Source organism: Georgenia sunbinii, assembly GCF_036421875.1.
Lineage (GTDB): Bacteria > Actinomycetota > Actinomycetes > Actinomycetales > Actinomycetaceae > Georgenia_B > Georgenia_B sunbinii.
In genome coordinates, this window is record NZ_JAZGOL010000002.1 from 230,147 (window position 1) to 250,008 (window position 19,862).

14 protein-coding genes are annotated in these 19,862 nt (G+C 72.4%); 7 read left to right on the top strand and 7 right to left on the bottom strand.

Annotated elements, in window-relative coordinates:
• Nucleotides 1–142 precede the first annotated feature (142 nt).
• Nucleotides 143–7,507 carry a metallophosphoesterase gene (locus V2J52_RS05430; RefSeq protein WP_331226659.1) on the top strand — a complete coding sequence of 2,455 codons (7,365 nt, stop codon included), beginning with the start codon at nt 143–145 and terminating at the stop codon, nt 7,505–7,507.
• 96 nt (nt 7,508–7,603) lie between these two features.
• Entirely contained in the window at nt 7,604–7,828 is a 225-nt protein-coding gene (locus V2J52_RS05435; protein WP_331226660.1) for a hypothetical protein, read from the top strand.
• 59 nt (nt 7,829–7,887) lie between these two features.
• Here the strand turns inward: V2J52_RS05435 and V2J52_RS05440 are convergent, their stop codons facing one another.
• Both V2J52_RS05440 and V2J52_RS05445 read right to left on the bottom strand, forming a co-directional pair.
• The gene (locus V2J52_RS05440) at nt 7,888–9,138 is read right to left on the bottom strand and encodes an APC family permease (protein WP_331226661.1); all 1,251 of its coding nucleotides are present in this window, start codon (nt 9,136–9,138) and stop codon (nt 7,888–7,890) included.
• 32 nt (nt 9,139–9,170) lie between these two features.
• A complete protein-coding gene (locus tag V2J52_RS05445) occupies nt 9,171–9,629 on the bottom strand; it encodes a GyrI-like domain-containing protein (RefSeq protein ID WP_331226662.1) in 459 nt (152 codons plus the stop codon).
• A 190-nt stretch (nt 9,630–9,819) separates the two neighbouring features.
• On the opposite strand from V2J52_RS05445, the gene V2J52_RS05450 reads away from it, so the two are divergent.
• Nucleotides 9,820–10,731 (top strand): D-hexose-6-phosphate mutarotase, encoded by a 912-nt coding sequence (locus V2J52_RS05450; protein ID WP_331226663.1) that lies wholly within the window; start codon nt 9,820–9,822, stop codon nt 10,729–10,731.
• A 54-nt stretch (nt 10,732–10,785) separates the two neighbouring features.
• On the opposite strand, the gene V2J52_RS05455 is transcribed toward V2J52_RS05450, so the two are convergent.
• From V2J52_RS05455 to V2J52_RS05465, 3 genes are read right to left on the bottom strand one after another with little or no spacing between them, the layout of a single operon-like run.
• The gene (locus tag V2J52_RS05455; RefSeq protein ID WP_331226664.1) at nt 10,786–10,932 is read right to left on the bottom strand and encodes a hypothetical protein; all 147 of its coding nucleotides are present in this window, start codon (nt 10,930–10,932) and stop codon (nt 10,786–10,788) included.
• The gene (locus tag V2J52_RS05460; RefSeq protein ID WP_331226665.1) at nt 10,929–12,203 is read right to left on the bottom strand and encodes an MFS transporter; all 1,275 of its coding nucleotides are present in this window, start codon (nt 12,201–12,203) and stop codon (nt 10,929–10,931) included. The genes V2J52_RS05455 and V2J52_RS05460 overlap by 4 nt, the downstream gene beginning before the upstream one ends.
• Complete coding sequence (locus V2J52_RS05465; protein ID WP_331226666.1) at nt 12,200–12,778, bottom strand: ArsR/SmtB family transcription factor; 579 nt, start codon at nt 12,776–12,778, stop codon at nt 12,200–12,202. The genes V2J52_RS05460 and V2J52_RS05465 overlap by 4 nt, the downstream gene beginning before the upstream one ends.
• A 455-nt stretch (nt 12,779–13,233) precedes the next feature.
• Between V2J52_RS05465 and V2J52_RS05470 the strand changes: the two genes are divergently transcribed.
• The 3 genes from V2J52_RS05470 to V2J52_RS05480 all read left to right on the top strand — a co-directional run bounded on the left by V2J52_RS05470 (nt 13,234) and on the right by V2J52_RS05480 (nt 16,545).
• The gene (locus V2J52_RS05470) at nt 13,234–14,196 is read left to right on the top strand and encodes a helix-turn-helix transcriptional regulator (RefSeq protein WP_331226667.1); all 963 of its coding nucleotides are present in this window, start codon (nt 13,234–13,236) and stop codon (nt 14,194–14,196) included.
• A 108-nt stretch (nt 14,197–14,304) separates the two neighbouring features.
• Nucleotides 14,305–15,129, top strand: a complete 825-nt coding sequence (locus tag V2J52_RS05475) for a hypothetical protein (RefSeq protein WP_331226668.1) — start codon at nt 14,305–14,307, stop codon at nt 15,127–15,129.
• 54 nt (nt 15,130–15,183) lie between these two features.
• Nucleotides 15,184–16,545: a plasmid pRiA4b ORF-3 family protein gene (locus V2J52_RS05480; protein WP_331226669.1), complete on the top strand. Its 1,362-nt coding sequence runs from the start codon at nt 15,184–15,186 to the stop codon at nt 16,543–16,545.
• Nucleotides 16,546–16,562: 17 nt separating this feature from the next.
• Here the strand turns inward: V2J52_RS05480 and V2J52_RS05485 are convergent, their stop codons facing one another.
• Together V2J52_RS05485 and V2J52_RS05490 are read right to left on the bottom strand one after the other, a co-directional pair.
• Nucleotides 16,563–18,431 (bottom strand): acyl-CoA dehydrogenase family protein, encoded by a 1,869-nt coding sequence (locus V2J52_RS05485; RefSeq protein ID WP_331226670.1) that lies wholly within the window; start codon nt 18,429–18,431, stop codon nt 16,563–16,565.
• Between the two features lie 151 nt (nt 18,432–18,582).
• Nucleotides 18,583–18,801 (bottom strand): hypothetical protein, encoded by a 219-nt coding sequence (locus V2J52_RS05490; protein WP_331226671.1) that lies wholly within the window; start codon nt 18,799–18,801, stop codon nt 18,583–18,585.
• Between the two features lie 147 nt (nt 18,802–18,948).
• On the opposite strand from V2J52_RS05490, the gene V2J52_RS05495 reads away from it, so the two are divergent.
• Nucleotides 18,949–19,821 (top strand): EamA family transporter, encoded by an 873-nt coding sequence (locus V2J52_RS05495; protein ID WP_331226672.1) that lies wholly within the window; start codon nt 18,949–18,951, stop codon nt 19,819–19,821.
• Nucleotides 19,822–19,862: the final 41 nt, after the last annotated feature.

Sequence of the window (19,862 nt, forward strand, 5' to 3'; positions counted from 1 at the left end):
GGGAACCGAGTTCCGCCGATGTACGTCCGACGTTCATGACGTCGCCGCTATGCGTTCGTCTCGAGCCGGTTACCTGGTCCAGGCGGTGGCTCCTGGCCTCGCCGGTACCAGGACCTACGACTGAATCGGCTGTGATCCCGGCATGTCCCGTACGCGCTCCGTCCGCACTGCTCTCGCCACCCTCGTCGTCGGAGGTCTCGCGTGCGCGGGCCTCCTGCCCACTGCCGCAGCGGCCGAGCTCTCGCTGTCCGGCGCGGGCAGCAACCGAGACCCGTACCAGATCGCCAGCGCGGACGACCTCGTGGCGGTCGCGGACGCGATCAACGAGGAGCCCGGACGGTTCGGCAGCGCGAGCTACCGACTCACCGCGGACATCGACTTCGCCGGGGCGGAGTTCGACGGCATCAACACGTTCTCGGGGGTGCTCGACGGCGCGGGACACTCGATCAGCGACATCACCTACGGCACCCACCCGGACGACGGCGATGCCAACCGGGACTCGCGGGCGCTGATCCGCCGCGTGAGCCAGGGGACCGTACGCAACCTCACGCTCGACGGCGTCCGGGCCGACAACGGCGACGACGCGGGCTTCGTCGCCGGCCTGGCCGTGTTCGCCGTCGGCGCCACCGTCACCGGCAACAGCGTCATCGACGCGGACCTCACTGCGCGCAGCGCCGAGAAGGTCGCGGGAATAATCGCCGAGCTCGACGGCGGCACGGTCACCGACAACCGGGTCCACGGCACGATCGTCGCCGGCGAGATGCCCGCGGGAGCGGTGGCGTACGCCAAGGGCACCACCCTCGTCGCGAACAACCTGGTGGACGTCGACCTCACGATGCTCACCGGCGGCGGCAGCGCCGGGACGAGGGGCAACGACGCCGGGCACGTCCTGGCCTACCCCGGCACCCCGAACGACGGCACCTTCACCGGGAACGTCGCGCTCGGCGGCACCATCGACTACTCCGGGAAGGTCGACGGATTCACCGGGCGGATCATCGGTTACACCGGGTATGACGGGTGGACGGCGGAGGACAACCTCGCGAGCACCGCGATCACCATCTCGGGCGAGTCGGTGACGGGCCCGGGTACCCGCAACCAGCACGGCGCGGACACCACCCCCGAGCAGCTCGCCCAGCGCGCGACCTACGAGGAGCTCGGCTGGGACTTCAACAACGCCTGGGACTGGGACGAGGAGCTCGCCCACCCGGTGCCCGCGACGTCCTACAGCCTGTTCGGCACCGGTACCGAGGAGAACCCGTTCGAGATCGGCACCGAGGAGGACCTCGAGCTGCTCGCCGCCCAGCTCAACGCCGGCAACGGCAAGTACACCGGAGACAAGCACTACGTCCTTACCGGTGACCTCGACTTCACCGGTCGGGCGGCGTTCCCGGGCATCGACCGGTTCGAGGGGGTGCTCGACGGCGCCGGGCGCACGGTCCGCGGCCTCACCTACGGGCCGAGCAGCGACAGCAACCAGCTCGGCCTCGTGCGGCAGCTCGACGGCGCGTCCGTGCACGACCTGACCCTGGCCGGTGTCACGGCGGACGGTGGCCAGCACCCGGACCTGGTCGCCGGGCTCGCGGTGATCGCCACGGACAGCACCATCGAGGGCGTCAGCATCATCGACGTCGAGCTCGTCGCGCACGACGCCGAGAAGGTCGCCGGCCTCAGCGCCGAGGTCCACGGCGACAGCATCGTCCGCGCCAGCTGGGTCGACGGCACGATCTCGGCCGACAAGATGCCCGCCGGGGTCGCCTCCTACGCCACCGACGACGCGCAGATCACCGACAACCTGGTCTCCGTCGATCTCACCACGCGGCAGACCGGCGGCGCCCGGGGCGTCGATGCCGGCCACGTCCTCGCCTACCCCGGCCACGACAATTCGGTGTCCGTCGAGCGCAACGTCGCGCACTCCGGCGACATCGCCTACAGCGGCACCGTGCCCGGGTTCGCGGGCCGCATCCTGGGCTTCGTCGGTCCGGACAGCTACCGGGTCGCCTCGCTGCGCGACAACCTCGCCCTCGACAGCATCCGCATCGACGGTGCCACCGTCACCGGCGCGCACGACGACCAGAACGGCGCCGACACCAGCGCCGACGACCTGCAGGAGCAGGCGACGTACGAGGCCATCGGCTGGGACTTCGCCGAGGACTGGCGCTTCGACGCGGAGCTCGGCCACCCCGTGCCCCACGTCATCAGCGACGACCAGCGGCCGAACCGCATCACCACGACCTTCCACGGTGACAGCCAGACGCAGCGGGCGTTCAGCTGGTACTCGAGCATCGCCGACGGCGAGGCCGTCGTGCGGATCAGCAGCGACCGGGAGTTCCCCGAGGGGGAGTCGACGTTCGACGTGCCGGCCGAGCAGCGCACCAGCCGGGACGGCGAGACCTTCTACCAGGCCGTCGCCGCCGGCCTGCAGCCGGGGAGCACGTACCACTACCGGGTCGGCGACCGGGCCGCGCAGGTGTGGAGCCCCACCGGCGCCTTCGTCACCAGCGACGGCGAGGACGACTTCACCTTCGTCAACCTCACCGACACCCAGTCGCAGAACGAGGACGAGGCCGAGCTCTCGGCCGCCACGATCGCCAAGTCCCTCACGCACGTCCCCGAGGCGGAGTTCATCGTGCACAACGGTGACGTCGTGGAGAACGGTGACCGTGAGCAGGACTGGATCGACCTGCTGGACGCCGCGCAGCCCAGCCTGCTGAGCACGACCGTCGCGCCGGCCGCCGGCAACCACGAGGCCACCGCCGGAGGCTTCGTCGACCACTTCGCGCTGGACGCACCCAACGGCCAGGACACCGAGAGCGGCGCCTACTACTCCTTCGACTACAACCGGGCGCACTTCGTCGTGCTCAACACCAACGAGGACCCCGAGCAGGCGGTGAGCGACGCGCAGCTCGAGTGGCTCCGCTCCGACGTGACGGCGGCCCGCGACGGCGGCGCCGAGTGGATCATCATGAGCCTCCACAAGGGGCCCTACACCACGGCGACCCACCTCGACGACCACGACATCGTCGCCATGCGCGACGTGCTCGTGCCCCTCATCGACGAGCTCGACATCGACCTCGTCCTCCAGGGCCACGACCACGTCATGAGCCGGAGCAAGGTGCTCGTCTCGGACCCGGACGGCGTCGAGAACGCCGCCGTGGCCGAGACCACCGTCATCACCGAGATGAAGAACGGCAAGCGGGCCGAGTACGCCGTCGACCCGGACGGCACGATCTACTTCCTGCCGAACACCGCCGGCGCCAAGCACTACACCCAGGCCACCGAGGCCGCGGACGGCATCGACCTGGACGCCTACCTCGACCTCTTCGACCGCACCGGGGAGCAGGACACCGAGAACTTCGCCGGGATCACGGTGACCGAGGACCGGCTGACGGTCGACGTCTACGACATCAGGGCCGAGGGCAGCCCGCGCGTCTTCGAGAGCTTCGGCGTCGACCGGCAGGTCTCACCGGTGAGCGCCCGGATCGACGCGCTGCCCGAGCCCAGCACGCTCAGCGTCGATGACGCGGACGCGGTCGGTGCCGCCCGTGACGCCGTCGACTCGCTGAGCACCGCCCAGCAGGGCGCCGTCGAGAACCTCGACCGGCTGGCCGCGCTGGAGCAGCGCCTGCGCGAGCTGGGCGGACTGGTGTCCACCGACGGCAGCACCCTCGCGTGGGCCGACGGTGCGGCGACCGAGCGCCAGCCGATCACCGTGCGCAACACCACCCGTTCCGACTTCACCGGCGCGCCGGTGCAGGTCAGACTGGCAGATACCCCGGACGTCGCCGCGGACGCGCTCGCGGTGCTCGGCACCGACGGCGCCCCGCTCGCCTACGAGGTGGAGCGGTGGCAGCCGGGCGAGACCTCCGTGCTGTGGATCAAGCTGCCCCAGCTGGCCGCCGGCTCGGCGACCACGGTCTGGGCGTACTACGGGGGCAGCGGCGCCGGCAACGACCCCACCCAGGTGTGGGGTGAGGACTACGCGCTGGTCGAGCACCTGGCGACGCCGAGCGAGGCCGGGGAGGCCCGGACCGACTCGACCGGGACACAGACCGGCACCGTGGTCGGCGACGGGCTGGACACGGTCGAGTCCTCGCTCGGCACGATGGCCACCGACTTCGGCGGGGCGCGTATCGAGTACCCCGGTGACGTCGGCGGCGACCACGACCGGTTCACCGTCAGCACGGTGTCCGTCATCACTGACGCCGAGCTGGCCACGCTCAGCGGCGACGCCCCGATCGTGGCCAAGGAGAGCGCCACCGACGACGGCCTCGCGACCTTCTGGCAGGGAGTGCGAGCCGACGCCGAGGTGGGCACCCGGCTGGCCGGCAACAGCTTCGAGTTCGGCGACGTCGACCTCAACCACTCGTTCGCGATGCCCGAGACCGGCACGCCGCACCTGGTCACCCAGACCTACGACGGCATGACGTACTCGGTCTTCATCGACGGCGAGGAGGTGCACAGCGAGATGCTGGAGTACCGCACCACGTTCTCCGACCCCGCCGTGCTGACCACGATCGGTGACTACGCCACCAACGACGGCGAGCTGTCGGCGCCGTTCCCGGGTGTCATCGACGAGGTGCAGATCGCGGGCGTCCCCTTCACCCCGGACTTCGAGGCGTTCCGGTACGCCAACTACTTCGGTGACGCCGTGACCGTGGGCGAGCGTGCTCAGCGCGAGGACGACCCGGTGCAGCTCATCATCGGCACCCCGGAGGGCGGAGCGGAGCTCGAGGCCGGGCTGGTCGACGTGACCGGCACGGTGAGCAAGCGCGCGACGATCACCGCCTCCGTCGCCGGCGACGTGACCGCATCGGAGGAGGTCGGCGCCGGTTCGTTCGCGATCGAGGTACCGGTCAACGCGCTCGGTGAGCAGACCATCACGTTCACCGCCACGGGCGAGGACGGCACCACGGCGGCCGACGTCGCTGCGACGGTGCTCGACACCGTGGCCCCCGCCCCGCCCCACGTGGCCGACGACGCCGCGGACGCCGGTGGCGACGATGCGGCGGTGACCCTCACGGCCACCCCGCGGACCGAGGACCTCGAACGCACGACGGCGACGTTCTACGCCGACGAGCTCCTCGACCTCGACGCGGGCGGCACGGTCGTGCGCACCGGCACCACGACCGACAGGTTGCCCGACGCGCTGACCCCGCAGAGCGGCGAGGTCACCGACGAGCTGTCGCCCACCACGGTGGGCGAGGACGAGAACCCGTTCCAGATCTACGAGATCCCGGTGCCGGACGACCAGGCCGCCGAGGGCCAGCTCCACCTCAGCTGGCGGGGCACGGCCGACGATCGGCCGGTCTCGGCGTACGTCTACGACCATGACGCGAACACCTGGCTGCTCAAGGACTCCGGGGCGAGCTCGGCGGGCGACGAGGTCACCCTCGACGTGACCGCGCGCAGCGACGAGGGGGCGCTGGCCGACGGCGTGCTGCACCTGCTGGTCTGGCGCGGCCTCACCTCCCTGCCCACCGACGCCGGCTACGACTTCGAGCAGCTGCCCGACCCGGCGACCTACGACTGGGCGTTCGACCACGTGCCCGACACCCAGCTGTACGCCCAGGCGACGCCGGAGCTCATGGTCGACCAGTTCGAGTACGTGGCCGAGGTGGCCGACGAGCGCAAGACTCAGATCGCGGTCCAGGCCGGTGACCTCGTCAACCGCCCGTACCTGTCGCAGGAGTACCAGTACCTAAACGCGGAGCCCGCGGTGGCGGCCTGGGAGGACGCCGGCCTGCCGTACATGGTCTCGTGGGGCAACCACGACTACCACGACGTCGACGAGGGCCGTAACACCAGACTGATGCTGCCGACGTACTTCCCGATGTCGCGCCTCGAGGCGAGTCTCGAGGACAGTGCGTTCACCTTCGGTGGCAGTCACGAGATCGACAACTACTACTACACCGCCGAGATCGACGGTGCGAAACTGCTCTTCCTCACGGTCGGGTTCTTCTCGATCGACGACGGGGACGAGTCCGGCATCGCCTGGGCGCAGGACGTCATTGCCGGCCACCAGGACCACGCCGTCGTGCTCGCGGTCCACAACTCCGTCAACACCGAGGCCGGACGGTGGTCGAACGACCACGTCGTCGACAACCTGGTCACGCCGTACGCGAACGTCGAGCTCGTGCTCGGTGGCCATGTCACCGGCACGGGTGTCGCGAGTGCGAGGACGGCCGGCGGTGGCACTGCCTACGGTGTGCTCACCGACTACCAGGGTCGTGTCTACGGCGGTCAGCAGTACCTCAAGCACATCAGTGTCGACGCCGAGAACGACCTCATGTACTTCAACACGTACTCACCGCTGCTCGACACGGCGACCTCCGACGGGCCGTGGCACAACGAGATCGGCGAGGGCGAGGTGCCCGGTCTCTACGGCCACGACACCGAGAACTTCGTGCTCGAGATCGACCTCGGTGGAACGACGACGCGCACGCTCGCCACGAGCTCGCTGACCGTGGCGGCGGGGGAGCCGGCCCAGGTGGGCTCGCCGCAGCACGCGACCGGTGACGAGCCGGTGAGCGTCGTGCTGGACGACGTCACTCCGGACCAGCGGTACGGCTGGTTCGTCGAGCTTGAGGACGCCGCGGGCCACGTCACCCGCAGCACCGTCTCGGCGTTCGTGGGAGGGGCGGCGGCGACTCCCGAGGCGCCGGGCACCCCGACGGACGTCATGGCCACCGTGAGTGGTGACGCGATCACCGCCGAGTGGTCGGCACCCGGCGACGACGGCGGCGCGCCGGTCGAGCAGTACGAGGTGACGCTGAGTGACGGCACGACCGCGACGGTCGGCGGGGGCCTGCTGTCCGCGGTGCTCGACGGGGTGGCGCCGGGCGACTACACGGCCACCGTGCGGGCGCTCAACAGCGTCGGTTGGTCCGAGAGCTCCGCTGCCTCCGAACCAGTCGTCGTCGAGGAGGACGGACCGGGCTCGCCGGACCACCACGGCACGATCGACGTCACCGGCGACCTCGTCCCGGGCGGCGGCATCAGCGTGAGCGGTACCGGGTTCGTGCCGGGCGCCGACTACGAGGTCCAGCTGCGCTCGACCCCGACCGGTCTCGGCACCGCCACGGCGGACGACGCGGGCGCGTTCACCGTTGCGGCGACCGTCCCGGCCTCGGTCGCGGTCGGCGAGCATCGGGTGGTGGTGCGGCACGGCGGTGAGGAGGTCGCCTCCGCCCTCGTCGACATCCGCACGGTCGACACCGACGACGGGGACGACCTGCCCGACGGGGATGGCGCCGCGGACGACGGCGACGGGTCAGGTGTCGGGACCGGTGATGACGGCGGGACCGGCGGCGACGCCACCGGCGACGGCGGCGGCAGCGACGACGGTGGGGCGGACGCCGGTGCCGGCACTGGCTCCGACGCGTCCGGCGGCCTGCCCGCGACCGGCGCCGACGGGACGCTCTTCGCGTGGCTGTCCGTGCTTGCACTGCTCGTCGCCGCAGCGGGCGCCGGACTGGTCGTCAGCCGGCGCGGACGCCCGGGCCGGTAGCACGCCGGCGATGACGCTCCGTCCCCGACCGGACGGAGCGTCATCGCCCGCCGGCGGGCGGCGCCGGGGCATCGCGAGGCCGACCCGGTCCACGACGTGCGCCACGGCCGCCACCGCGACCGTCGCCAGCATCACCTGCACCGGCAGCTGGCCGAGCAGTCCACCAACGAGCGGCGGCAGGCGGTCCGGGACCACGGCGTCGAGGACGAGCCGCCACGCCTCGACGACATCGGCGACGCCGCCGGAGGAGAAGGACATGGTCTCAGCCCACCGCGGCAGGCCCCGGTACCGCTATCGGGGATCGCCCTGGACCGACCCTGAGGTGTCGCGGCGCGACCCCGACCGGTGGGTCGCCGACGACTGACGGCCGGTAGTTCCTGTCAGCGCGTCCGGCGGGCCAGCCGCAGGAGGACACCGACGAGCAGCACCCCGGCGCCGACCGCGATCGCGGCCGGCGGCAAGGTGGCCACGAGCACCAGGCAGCCGACCGCGCCGAGCACCTGCAGCCGCCGCGGGAAGCGCCGGTACGGGGCGTGCTGGCTGAACGCCGCCACGTTGGCGACGAGGTAGTAGACCAGCACCCCGAAGGACGAGAAGCCGATCGCCCCCCTGAGGTCCACGGACAGCACGAGCACGATCACCACGACGGCGAGCGTCACCTCCGCGCGGTGCGGCACCCGGAACCGGGGGTGGACCGCGGCCAGGGTCCGCGGCAGGTCGCCGTGACGGGCCATCGCCAGCGAGGTGCGGCCGATCCCCGCGATGAGCGCGAGCAGCGCGCCAAGCGACGCCGCAGCGCCGCCGATGCGCACCACCGGCGCTGCCCACGACCAGCCGCTCGCGTCGACCGTGGCGGCCAGCGGCGCCGTCGTCGCGGCCGTGCCCGCCGGTCCCAGCACGGCGAGCACGGTGACCGCGAGCACCGCGTAGATCGCCACCGCCAGGCCCAGCGCGATGAGGATGGCGCGCGGGATGGCTCGAGCCGGGTCGAGGACCTCCTCACCCATGGTGGCGACGCGGGCGTACCCGGCGAACGCGAAGAACAGCAGCCCGGCCGACTGCAGCACCCCGTACCAGCCGCCCGTCGTGCCGTCCCACGGACTCAGCTGTGACCACTGCGGCGCGCCCCCGACCAGCCCGGCGACGACGACGACCGCCAGTGCCACGAGGACGACCGCGACGATCACCCGGGTGAGGCGCGCGGTCCGGGTGACTCCCCGGTAGTTGACCGCGGCCAGCCCGACCACCGCCGCCACGGCTACGGGCCGCTGCCAGCCGGCCGGGGCCGCGTACGCGGCGAAGGTCAGCGCCATGGCGGCGCAGCTCGCGGTCTTGCCGATGACGAACGCCCAGCCGGCGAGGAAGCCGGGCCACGGCCCCAGCCGTTCGCGGCCGTAGACGTAGGTCCCGCCCGACGTCGGGTACTGCGCCGCCAGCTGCGCCGAGGCGGTCGCGTTGGCGTAGGCGACCGCGGCGGCGATCACCAGCCCGACGAGAAGCCCGGAGCCGGCCACCGCGGCCGCGGGGGAGAATGCGGCGAAAACCCCGGCGCCGATCATCGAGCCGAGGCCGATCACCACCGCATCGGTGGTGCTGAGCCGGCGCGCCAGGGCGCCGTCGTGGGAGGTCACGGCTGCACCGTAGGTGACCCTGGTGAACGGAGTCAGTCTCGCAACGGCCAGCTGAGCTCGGTACGCATCGCGGCCGGGTCGCCGTCCGGGGTCGGCTCGGTCACGTAGACCTCCCACATCTCGTCCGCGGCGTTGAGGCCGCGAGCGACGATCCACTCCCACAGCGCCCGCCAGCTGTCGCCGAGCTGGTCGTAGGAGCCCTCGTGGACGGCGCGGACGACGCGCGGCGCCGCCAACGAGGCCGCGTAGACCTCACCCTGCCGGCGGATCACCTCGGCGACCGGGTACCCGAGCTCGACGTCGACGGTGTCCCCTGGCAGCCCGAAGTACCGCGCGTAGGCCGGGCCGGTCGGGCTCGCCCCCTGCTCCGCCAGCACGGTGGCGAGCAGGCCGAACGACCGGTCGAAGAAGCCGGCGAGCTCGGTCATCGGGATGGTGTCGCGCACGGCGGCCGTGGCGACCTCTGGCAGCTGGATGATCTCAGGTGTCATGGCCCGGCCTCCTGATCGGCGACGCGGTGTCGCGCGGTGTGGTGACGACAGGCTAGGTGATGTGGCAAGCCGCGGCCCGCTGGCCCTGGCAAGGCGCCGCCGGAGTCGGAACGAACGCCCCGGGCGGAACGGCACGTCGGCAGCAATCTCGTAACGATCACCGACCGCTGAGCCGGAGTACCGTCGAGCCATGGACAGCATCCGCCCGGTCACCGACCTTCCCGACTCCGTCACCCTCACCACCGGCGAGGGTGACCTGCCGGTGCTCCGGGTGGCCACCCCGGCCGCCACCGCCGAGCTCTATCTCAACGGTGCGCACGTCACCGCCTGGACGCCGGCCGGTGAGCGGCCGGTGCTCTGGATGAGCAACCACTCCGAGTTCGCGCCCGGTTCGGCCATCCGCGGCGGCATCCCGGTCTGCTTCCCGTGGTTCGGCGCCGGGCGGGAGCCCGGGCTGGCACCGCCGGCCCACGGCTTCGCCCGGCTCGCCGGTTGGCGGCTCGTCGGCGCCGAGGATCGCGACGACGTCGTCACGCTGACGCTGCAGCTCGCCACCGCCGACGTCGCCGGCCTCGAGCCGGCGGCGGCGTGGCCGCACGACTTCGAGGCGACGTACACGGTGCGGGTCGGGCGCGAGCTCCATGTCGACCTCACGGTGCGCAACACCGGCGACTCGGCGTTCTCCTACGAGGAGGCGCTGCACACGTACTTCGCGGTCGCCGACGCCCGTACGACCCGGGTTCTCGGTCTCGACGGCGCGGCCTACCTCGACAAGGCGCCCGGCGCGGGTCCTGATCTCGTGACGCAGCACGGCGCCGTCACGTTCGAGGCGGAGACCGACCGGGTCTACCGCTCGACGGCGACCGCGCTCGTCGACGACGCCGCCGGTGGCCGGGTCATCGGCATCGCCAAGGAGGGATCGGCGCACACGGTGGTGTGGAACCCCTGGATCGACAAGGCGGCGGCGATGGCCGACTACGGCGACGACGAGTGGCCCGGCATGGTCTGCGTCGAGACCGCCAACGTCCTCGACGAGGCGATCACGCTGGCGCCCGGGTCCCAGCGCACGATGGCCGTCACGTACACCGTCAGCGACGAGTGACCAGAGCCTGACTCCGAGCGATGACCGCGCGGCCCGGCAGGCCAGCAGGGCGGCTCAGCGCCGGGTGCCGGGCCAGCCGAAGGTCGTGCGCGGCTTCCTGGGCCGGGATGCGGGGGTGCGCTCCGCGCGGGTGTAGTCCGCGAGGGTCGTCCCGACGCTGCGGGCCGCAAAGTCGTGGAGCAGGTGCGGGTGCATGGTCATGCCTCCTCTCCGACGTCGTGGCGGGCGGCCGTGAGCGGCCCGACGGTGTCACCACGGCCGACCCGGCCGGCGACGACGGTCGCCAGCAGCAGGAGCACGATCGTGGTGAGGATGAACAGCCGGTAGTCGACCACGCCGATGGCCGCGGCACCCGCCATGGTCAGGAGGGTCTGCGGCAGGTTGAGTGCCACGTTCGAGGCGGCGGCCACGCGGCCCTGCAGGCGTGGTGGCGTGAGTCGCTGGCGCAGCGTGACGAAGGCGACGATCATCCACGGCGCGCCTGCTCCGACGGTCACCAGGCCGAGCATGACCACGCCGAGGTCGGCGCCGCCACCGATCGTCCCGGCGAAGGCCAATGGGGTCATGCCCATGGCCATGGTCAGCAGCCCGACGGTGATGAGCCGCGGCTCCCCCCACCGGCGGATCAGCCGGGCCGAGGTGAGGCCGCCGCCGACGGCGCCGATCCCCTGAAGGCTGACGAGCACGCCGAGCATCGCGGGATCGACCCCGAGCCCCTGCTCCATCACCGGGAAGACGGCGACGTTGGTCAGGCCCGTCGCTCCAACCCCGATGGCGAGCGCGATGGTCAGCACGCCGAGCGGTGCCATCCGGGTCAGGTGGCGGAAGCCGCCGGCGAGCTGCGACCGGTACGCGCCGGACGCGGGCTCGCCTGGGCTCTCGGTGACCGTGAGTCGCGTGAGCAGCACGGCGGTGACCGCGAAGCAGACCGTTGTGAGGACGACGACAGCGCGCGGCCCGGCGAGCACGTACAGGCCGGTACCGAGCAGCGGGGAGAGCAGGCGGAAGGCCTGGTCGACCGTGCTCAGCAGGGCGTTGCCGCCGGGGAGGTCGTCGTCGTCGAGGAGGTCGCGGATGAGGCCGGACTGTGCGGCGGCGGTGACGTAGCCCATGGCGCCGTAGGCGAAAGTGACCACGTAGACGAGCCAGAGGTCGCCGGGGCCCGTGACGAGCACGAGGCTGAGGACGACGGGAGCCATGAGCGCGTTCGCCACGGCGAGGAGCCGCTTGCGGGAGACACGGTCGACCAGCTGGCCGATGAACGGGGCGACGAAGGCCGGCAGCCCGAGGGCCGCGAACACGGCGGCGGCCGCGCCGTCGGAGCCGGTGAGCTCCTTCACCCACACCGCCACCATGAGGTAAAGGGCGCTGTCGGCGACGTTGGTGAACACCCAGGCGACGCTCAGCTGACGAAAGCCCCGGTGGCGCAGCGCGGACGGGCCGCGGCGCGCGGGAGCGCCGGTGGCACTCACGGTGTCTCCGAGGGCGGGTCGGCATAGACCGCCGAGAGGAGGCGGACACGGCGGACGCCCGCGGGGCGCGACGCCGGATCGTCCTCGCGCTCGGCGAGTCCGTCGAGGAGCTCCTTGATCCCCCGAGCGAGATCGGCGGCCTCCTCGGCGGTCGCCCAGACGGTCGAGGTGATCAGGGCCGTCGCGTCGAGCCACTCCTGCGGCTCCCGGGGCAGGTGGTCGAGAGCCGCGGCGAGCCGCTCCGCCTGGCGGCCGAAGGACATCCGGGCGAGCTCGGTGGTGGCGTGCAACGACCCCGGGACGTCCGGCGCCGGCTCGGTGCGCAGGGACCGGTGCACCACCCGCCACGGCTTCTCCCGGCCACGGGGCTCGGCGCGCTCGACGTAGCCGTACTTCTCCAGGGTCCGCAGGTGGAAGGAGCAGCTGGCCACCGACTCACCGACACGCGCTGCGCACTCGGTCGCGGTCGCCTCCCCGACCTCGTGAAGCACATCGAGGAGCTCCAGGCGGAGGGGGTGGGCCATGGCGCGGATGCGCTCGGGATCGGAGATCGACTCGTACTTCTTCGGGCTCATGCCCCAAACCCTAGATGCTAAAGAAGCCTTGCGCAAGACTTCTTTAGGAAGACTCCTTGCATGACAGCAGGCGTCGGCAGCTGGGTTCTGGCGCCGCTCAACGGAGCATCTGTGAGATCACCACCACCGACGGCAGCCCGACGAGGGCGGCACCGCCGATGGCCGTGGTCAGCCGCGCCGGCCGGCGGGTCGTTGGTTGCCGCCGCCCCGGTGTCGACCGGCGGCGGAGCGAGCTGCGTCCGCGGCGGGTGCGTGGTGGGCGAATGGCGCGTCCGGAGGCGGGCATACGCTGCTTCCGGGTGAGCTCCGCCAAGGTCACACCAACGCTCCGAGCAGCGAAGTCGTCGAGCAGATGGGGATCCATGTCATGTTCCTTCCGAGGCCGGACCGGACATTCATGACGCTACGAGCGGTACCGGACACCCTGTGTCCGCTGCCCCAGGCAGGCTGACCACATGGCCGACTCCTCCCGCCGGATGCTCGAGCTGCTCAGCCTGCTGCAGCTGCGGCGCGAGTGGCCCGGACGTGAGCTCGCGGACCGACTGGCGGTCAGCGACCGCACGTTGCGGCGCGACATCGACAAGCTCCGGGACCTCGACTACCCAGTGCAGGCGATCAAGGGGCCCGGCGGCGGGTACCGGCTGGGTGACGGTGCCCGGCTGCCTCCGCTGCAGCTCGCCGCGGACGAGGCGGTCGCCGTCGCCATCGGGCTCAGCACCGCCGCGAGCAGCAACGTCCACGGCGTCGGGGAGGCAGCACTGCGGGCGCTGGGCAAGCTGGAGCAGATCCTGCCTGCCGGCATGCGGGCCCGCAGCCAGCAGCTCGGCGCCAGCGTGGTCCATGTGCCGGGCTCCGCCGTCGTCGAGCCGAGCGTCCTCGTCACCCTGGCCGGCGCCTGCCGGGACAGCTTCGTCGTCCGGTTCGACTACGTCGGGGGCGACGGCGCAGCATCGCTGCGGGAGGTAGAGCCCTACCGGCTGGTGACGTGGGTCGGGCACTGGTACCTCGTCGCGTGGGACCTCACCCGCCAGGACTGGCGCACCTTCCGGGTCGACCGGCTGCGCCCCCGGGTCCCGCTGGGCCGCCGGTTCACCGCACGGCAGCTGCCCGAGGACGACGCCGGCGCCTACCTCGTCGCCAGGGTGCGGGCGCTGTGGAAGGACAAGGCCGCGATCCTCGTCCACGAACCGGTCGACAGCGAGGTGATGCGGCGCTGGCGTACCCACGGCGAGGTCGAGGCGGTGGACCCGCGCACGTCGCGGCTCCGGCTGGACGGTGACTCGCTCCACGTGCTCGCCGGGATGCTCGCCGAGCTCGACGCCGACTTCACCGTCGAGTCGCCACCGGAGCTGGTGGCCTACCTCCAGACGGTCGCGCGCCGGTTCGCCGGAGCGGGCGAGCCGCCGCAGGGAGCCTGACCGCTGCCACTCACCTCGCGGCCGCGACCGGCTGGTGCCAGCCGGTCGCGAGAGCCCCTGCTACTGTCGGCGCCCAGCGGTGCCAATGTCGATCTCGGGGGCGAGGACATGACGGAACGAACCGACCAGCAAGCGGCAGCCGTCCGACGATCAGCACCGTCGCGGGGGGCGATCATCGGGCTCACCGCTCTGGTGGCCGCCACGGCGGCCATGGCGCAGATCCAGCTGCACGAGTACGCGCACGCCGTCGTCGCGCTGCTGCTCACCGGTTCGGCGACCGTCACCGGGGCGATGGCCGACCATCCGGCGACGACCGACGCGAACCTTGCGCTCATCGCCATCGCCGGGCCGGTGTTCTCGCTCGTGCTCGGCGCGGTGCTGTACCTGCTCGGGCGGGCGGTGGCGAGCGGGTACCTCCGGGCGCTGGTCGTCTGGGCGGGGCTGGCGTCGCTCCAGGGTGCCTTCGGCTACCTGATGATCAGCCTCGTCGCGCCGGTCGGTGACACCGCGGTGGCATTCGAGATCTGGGGCGTGCCGCTGTGGGGCTCGGTGCTCGCCTTCGTCGTCGGGCTCGCCGGGATGTTCCTCAACGCGTACCTGCTGTGCCGGGAGATCACCCGGGCGCTCTCGGAGCCCGCCGGTATCGTCGCGGCCTCGGTGTGGACGTGGCTGGTGGCGACCGGCGTCCTGCTCGTCACCTACGCAGCGGTCGCGCTCGCCGCCGGGGCCGACGGCGAGGTTCTGCTGTGGACCATCATCGGGCCGGGCACCGCCCTGGTGTTCGCACCGATGGCGACGTTCTTCTGGCGCCGCACGCCGCACCTCGAGCGCGGCTACGACGTCGGGCGGCCCGGTGCTGTGGTGACCGGGTTCGTCGTCGTTCTGGTGATCGTGCTGGTCCACGGGTTCGTCGGCGTCGAGCTCGGCGGCTGACGGCCGCGCGGCGATAGCCTGGCGGGAACGCCGTGCTACCGAGGAGATGACGTGATGACCGACGCGTTGCTGCCCGGACCGAGCCACGCCGTCATCACCAGGCTGACGATCACGCTCGACGACGTCGAGCCGCCGGTCTGGCGGCAGCTGGAGGTCCGCGGCGAGCTCACGCTCGACGTCGTGCACGAGCTGCTCCAGGCAGCAATGGGCTGGGAGAACTACCACCTGCACCGCTTCTGGCGGGGTGTTGACGCCTACCAGCCGGCCGAGCCGCGGTTCGTCACCGAGATCGACATCGCCGAGGGCGAGGACGGCGTCCGCGAGTCCACCGTCCGGCTCGACCAGGTGCTGCGGGAGGCGGGAGACGTCCTTGGCTACCTCTACGACTTCGGCGACGACTGGCAGCACACGCTCACCGTCGACGACGTCCAGCCAGCCTCCGGCGACGAACCCGCCGCGAGGTGCCTGGACGGGCGGGGTGCCTGCCCACCGGAGGACGTCGGCGGTCAGTGGACCTACAGCGAGCTGGTCGCCGCCCTGGCGGCCACGGACCCGGACGCTGAGCAGTCGGCACTGCTCGACCAGTACCGCGACTGGCTGCCGGCCGGTTTCGACCCGGCCCGCTTCGACCCCGCCGAGGCGACCGCCGCGATGGCGGCCGTGAGTGAGGGCGCGGCGGCGGTCGCCGACCTCATGAGCACGCCGGTCGTCGCGCTGCGCTCGTTGGCGGGCCGGCTCGGCGGCGAGGACCTCGCGCTGCTCGCCGAGCTCGCCCGGTCGGCCGCGGCGGCGCCACCGACAAACCTCGCCCCGGCGGTGCGGCCGTGGCAGGTGCTGCTCGACGCGGTCGGCCCCGAGGGCACCTCGCTCACCGCGGCCGGCCGGTTGCGGCCCGTCGTCGTCCAGGAGCTGGCGCAGGCGCTCGGCGTCGACCACTGGTGGCCGGGACGGACCGACCGGGAGGACCAGACCGTGCCGGTCGCCCGGCTCCGGGAGACGGCGCGGGCACTACGCCTGGTGCGCAAGGACCGGGGACGGCTGGTGCGGACCCCCGCGGGACGTCGGGTGGCGACCGACGCCGCCGCGCTCGCGGCGCACATCGCCGGTGCGCTCCCGCTCGGCCGTGACGACTTCGAGCAGGAGGCGGGCGCTGTCTGGCTGCTGTGCGTGGCGGCGGGCCGGGATGACGCGCACGAGGTCACCGCCCGACTGCTGTCCGAGGCGGGCTGGCGGATCGGCGCCGACGCGCTGATCGACACCTGGGCGGTGCGGCAGGGCGCCCGGGCGACCGGCATAGTGCTGGGGATCGTCGTCGACGCGTTCCGTGAGGGCTCACCCCGGGAGCAGACCGGAGACCAACCGGCGGCCGCACCGGCGGTCCGGGCGCTCGCCGCCCGCGCGGTGCTCGGCCGGTAGGGACCCGCAGCCGCTGGTCACGACGGCTCGGCGATCCACGGCCCGGTGCCCTCCGACGGGTCGAGGACGCCGTCCTCCGCCCAGGCGTGCTCCCCGGCGAGGACCTCTCGGGCGAGGCGTTCGTCGTCGACGTCGTTGTTGGACCACAGCGCCCGGAACAGGCGGTCGACCTCGAGCCGGGCCTGCCGGCAGTAGGCGTCGGCAAGCCGGGTGCTGCCCGGTTGCCCGTCGGCAGCCTGCATGCGGGCGCGTACGCACACCGCCGTCATCGCGAACAGCTCGGCGCCGATGTCGACGACCCGGCCGAGGAAGCCCTGCTTCTTCTCCAGCCCGCCCTGCCAGCGCGCCATGCCATAGAAGGTCGAGCGGGCCAGCCGCCGCGAGGACCGCTCGACGAACCGCAGGTGGCGCGCGAGCGTGCCGAACTGGTCGTAGCTGCCAGGCAGCTGGCCGCGGCCGGCGTAGAGCGTGGGCAACCAGGTGGCGTAGAACTTCGCCGCGTCCAGCGCCGCGGATGCCTTCTCCCCCGGGCTGGTGTCGGGGTCGATGATGTCGCCGGCCACCGACAGGTGGGTGTCGACCGCCTCCCGTGCGATGAGCAGGTGCATGATCTCGGTGGAGCCCTCGAAGATCCGGTTGATCCGCAGGTCGCGCAGCACCTGCTCGACCGGCACCGCGCGCTCACCGCGCGCCGCCAGCGACGCCGCCGTCTCGTAGCCGCGCCCGCCGCGGACCTGCACCAGCTCGTCGGCCACCCGCCACGCGCGTTCGGAGGTGTAGAGCTTGGCCAGCGCCGCCTCGATCCGGATGTCGGTGACCCCGGCGTCGGCAAGGTGGCCGGTGAGCTCGAGCACCGCCTCCTGCGCGTAGGTGTTGGTGGCCATGAAGGCGATCTTGTGGGCCACCGCGGCGTGCTCACCGACCGGCCGGCCCCACTGCACCCGCTCCCGAGCCCACTCCCGGCCGATCTTCAGCGACCACTTGCTCGCCCCGACGCACAGCGCGGGGATCGACAGCCGGCCGGTGTTGAGCGTGGTGAGGGCGATCTTCAGGCCGGTGCCCTCGCCGCCCAGCACCGCGTCCCGGCTCACCCGGACCCCGTCGAACCGGGTGACGCTGTTCTCCAGGCCGCGCAGGCCCATGAAGGCGTTGCGGTGGGTGACGGTGACGCCCGGGGCGTCGGCCTCGACGACGAACGCGGTGATCCCGCCGCGCCGGCCGTCCTCCGTGGGAACCCGGGCCATGACGACGAGCAGCTCGGCGATGGCGCCGTTGGTCGCCCACAGCTTGGTGCCGTCGAGGACGTAACCGCCGTCCGGCGTCGGGGTGGCGCGAAGCTGCAGCCGGGCGGGGTCGGAGCCGACGTCCGGCTCGGTGAGGAGGAACGCGGAGACGGCGCCCGCCGCGCAGCGCGGCAGGTAGGCGACCTTCTGCTCCTCGGTGCCGAACTGCTTCACCGGCTCGGGCACCCCGATCGACTGGTGCGCGGACAGCAGCGCCCCGAGCGACGGGTTGGTGGTGCCCACGAGCATGAGCGCGCGGTTGTAGTACACCTGGCCGAGCCCGATGCCGCCGTACTCCTCGGGGATCTTCATGCCGAACGCCCCTACCGCGGCGAGCCCGTCGAGCACGTCCTGCGGGATGCGGGCCTCGCGCTCGATGGCCTCGCCGTCGACGGTGCTGAGGAACTCCCGGAGCCGAGCGAGGAACGCCTCGCCGCGGCGGATCGCCGCCGGGTCCAGGCGGGGGTGCGGGTCGATGAGCTCGGGCCGGAACCGGCCGAGGTAGAGCTCCTTGGCGAAGCTCGGCTGACGCCACTGCGTCTCCCGGGCCTGCTCGGCCACCTGCCGTGACTCGCGCTCCGATACCTGCGTCGTGCTGGCCATGATCGCCTCCCAGCGTCGTTACCGGTACTCGAAGTATCGGATAGTTTGCGTCGGAGCGATAGGGGAGGGGGCATGGCGCTCGTCCGGGGCGTGGTCCTCAGGTCCACGGGGAGCAGCGCTACCGAGGGCCGGGCGAGTGGAGCCCGCCGCGCTATCCGCGGCTCTTGCCGCGGAGCTTGAGCGAGATCCCGTACAAGACCATGAACGGGCCGGCGATGAGACTTATCCATGCCAGCACGTATCCCCTGGCCTGCCTGGACTCGGAACTGGCACCGGGGGCGAGGTCGAGAAGGAACAGCCCCATCGCGACCAGCAGAGCGCCAAGGATGAGATAGCCCCACCAGACCAGCTTCTTCTCGGTAGCGGGCATCGGCCGCAGCCCCTTCGCCTCGGCATCCGTTGTCCCACCTGATTCTGCGTCACGGGAGCTCGTCGTGCTCGCTGTGGCCGGTTGAACCTGGCCGAACGGACCGGTCTGGCGAGATGCCCGCCATCACCGCGCGGCTAGGGTGGCCCGGTGCCCCGAACCCCGCCGAGCGGGCGCGTCGTCGCGATCGGACTGGTGCTCGCCGCGTCGGTGTCCACCCAGTTCGGTTCCGCCGTCGCGGCCCTGATCTTCCCGCGCGTGGGCGCCGGGGGCGCGATCACCCTGCGGCTCAGCTGTGCCGCCGTCATCCTCCTCGCGGTGCTCCGGCCACGGGTCAGGGGACGGTCGCGGGCGGACTGGCTCGCGGTGGTCGCGCTCGGCACGTCGCTCGCGGTGATGAACACGACGTTCTACCACTCGATCGCCCGCCTTCCCATCGGCGTGGCGGTGACCTTCGAGGTGCTCGGGCCGCTCGCCCTCTCGGTGGTCACCCGGCGCCGGGCGAGCAGCGTGCTGTGGGCGCTGCTCGCGCTCGCCGGGGTCGCCACCCTCGGCGGCGGCGACTTCAGCGACCTCGACATCGCCGGGGTCGTCCTCGCGCTCGTCGCCGGCGCCGCCTGGGCGGCCTACATCCTGCTGAGCGCCGACGTCGGCCGCCGCTTCGCCCGCGCCGACGGGCTGTCGCTGGCGATGGCGGTCGCCGCGCTGCTGACCCTTGTGCCAGGGATCCTCGATGGCGGGAGCGAGCTGCTGGTCCCCAGCGTCCTCGGTGTCGGTGTCCTCGTCGCCGTGCTCTCCTCGGCGCTGCCGTACAGCCTCGAGATGGCCGCGCTGCGCCGGATCCCGCCCGGTGTCTTCGCGGTGATGATGAGCCTGGCGCCGGTGATCGCCACCCTCGCCGGCTTCGTCGTGCTCGGTCAGGCGCTGGCACCCGCCGAGCTCGGCGGCATCGCGCTCGTCGTCGTGGCCACCGCCGGTGCGCTGCGTGCCAGCCGGCCGGCCGGCCCGGGTCTTCGAGACTGAGATTCGCGGCCGGGTGGGGTGACGGGTGTCTCAGGGGGACG

Bases quoted from the DNA above. Each gene is read 5' to 3' on its own strand.
- V2J52_RS05430 (WP_331226659.1), top strand. From the start codon at position 143: ATGTCCCGTACGCGCTCCGTCCGCACTGCTCTCGCCACCCTCGTCGTC.
- V2J52_RS05445 (WP_331226662.1), bottom strand. From the start codon at position 9,629: ATGACACCTGAGATCATCCAGCTGCCAGAGGTCGCCACGGCCGCCGTG.
- V2J52_RS05450 (WP_331226663.1), top strand. From the start codon at position 9,820: ATGGACAGCATCCGCCCGGTCACCGACCTTCCCGACTCCGTCACCCTC.
- V2J52_RS05455 (WP_331226664.1), bottom strand. From the start codon at position 10,932: ATGACCATGCACCCGCACCTGCTCCACGACTTTGCGGCCCGCAGCGTC.
- V2J52_RS05465 (WP_331226666.1), bottom strand. From the start codon at position 12,778: ATGAGCCCGAAGAAGTACGAGTCGATCTCCGATCCCGAGCGCATCCGC.
- V2J52_RS05470 (WP_331226667.1), top strand. From the start codon at position 13,234: ATGGCCGACTCCTCCCGCCGGATGCTCGAGCTGCTCAGCCTGCTGCAG.
- V2J52_RS05475 (WP_331226668.1), top strand. From the start codon at position 14,305: ATGACGGAACGAACCGACCAGCAAGCGGCAGCCGTCCGACGATCAGCA.
- V2J52_RS05480 (WP_331226669.1), top strand. From the start codon at position 15,184: ATGACCGACGCGTTGCTGCCCGGACCGAGCCACGCCGTCATCACCAGG.
- V2J52_RS05485 (WP_331226670.1), bottom strand. From the start codon at position 18,431: ATGGCCAGCACGACGCAGGTATCGGAGCGCGAGTCACGGCAGGTGGCC.
- V2J52_RS05490 (WP_331226671.1), bottom strand. From the start codon at position 18,801: ATGCCCGCTACCGAGAAGAAGCTGGTCTGGTGGGGCTATCTCATCCTT.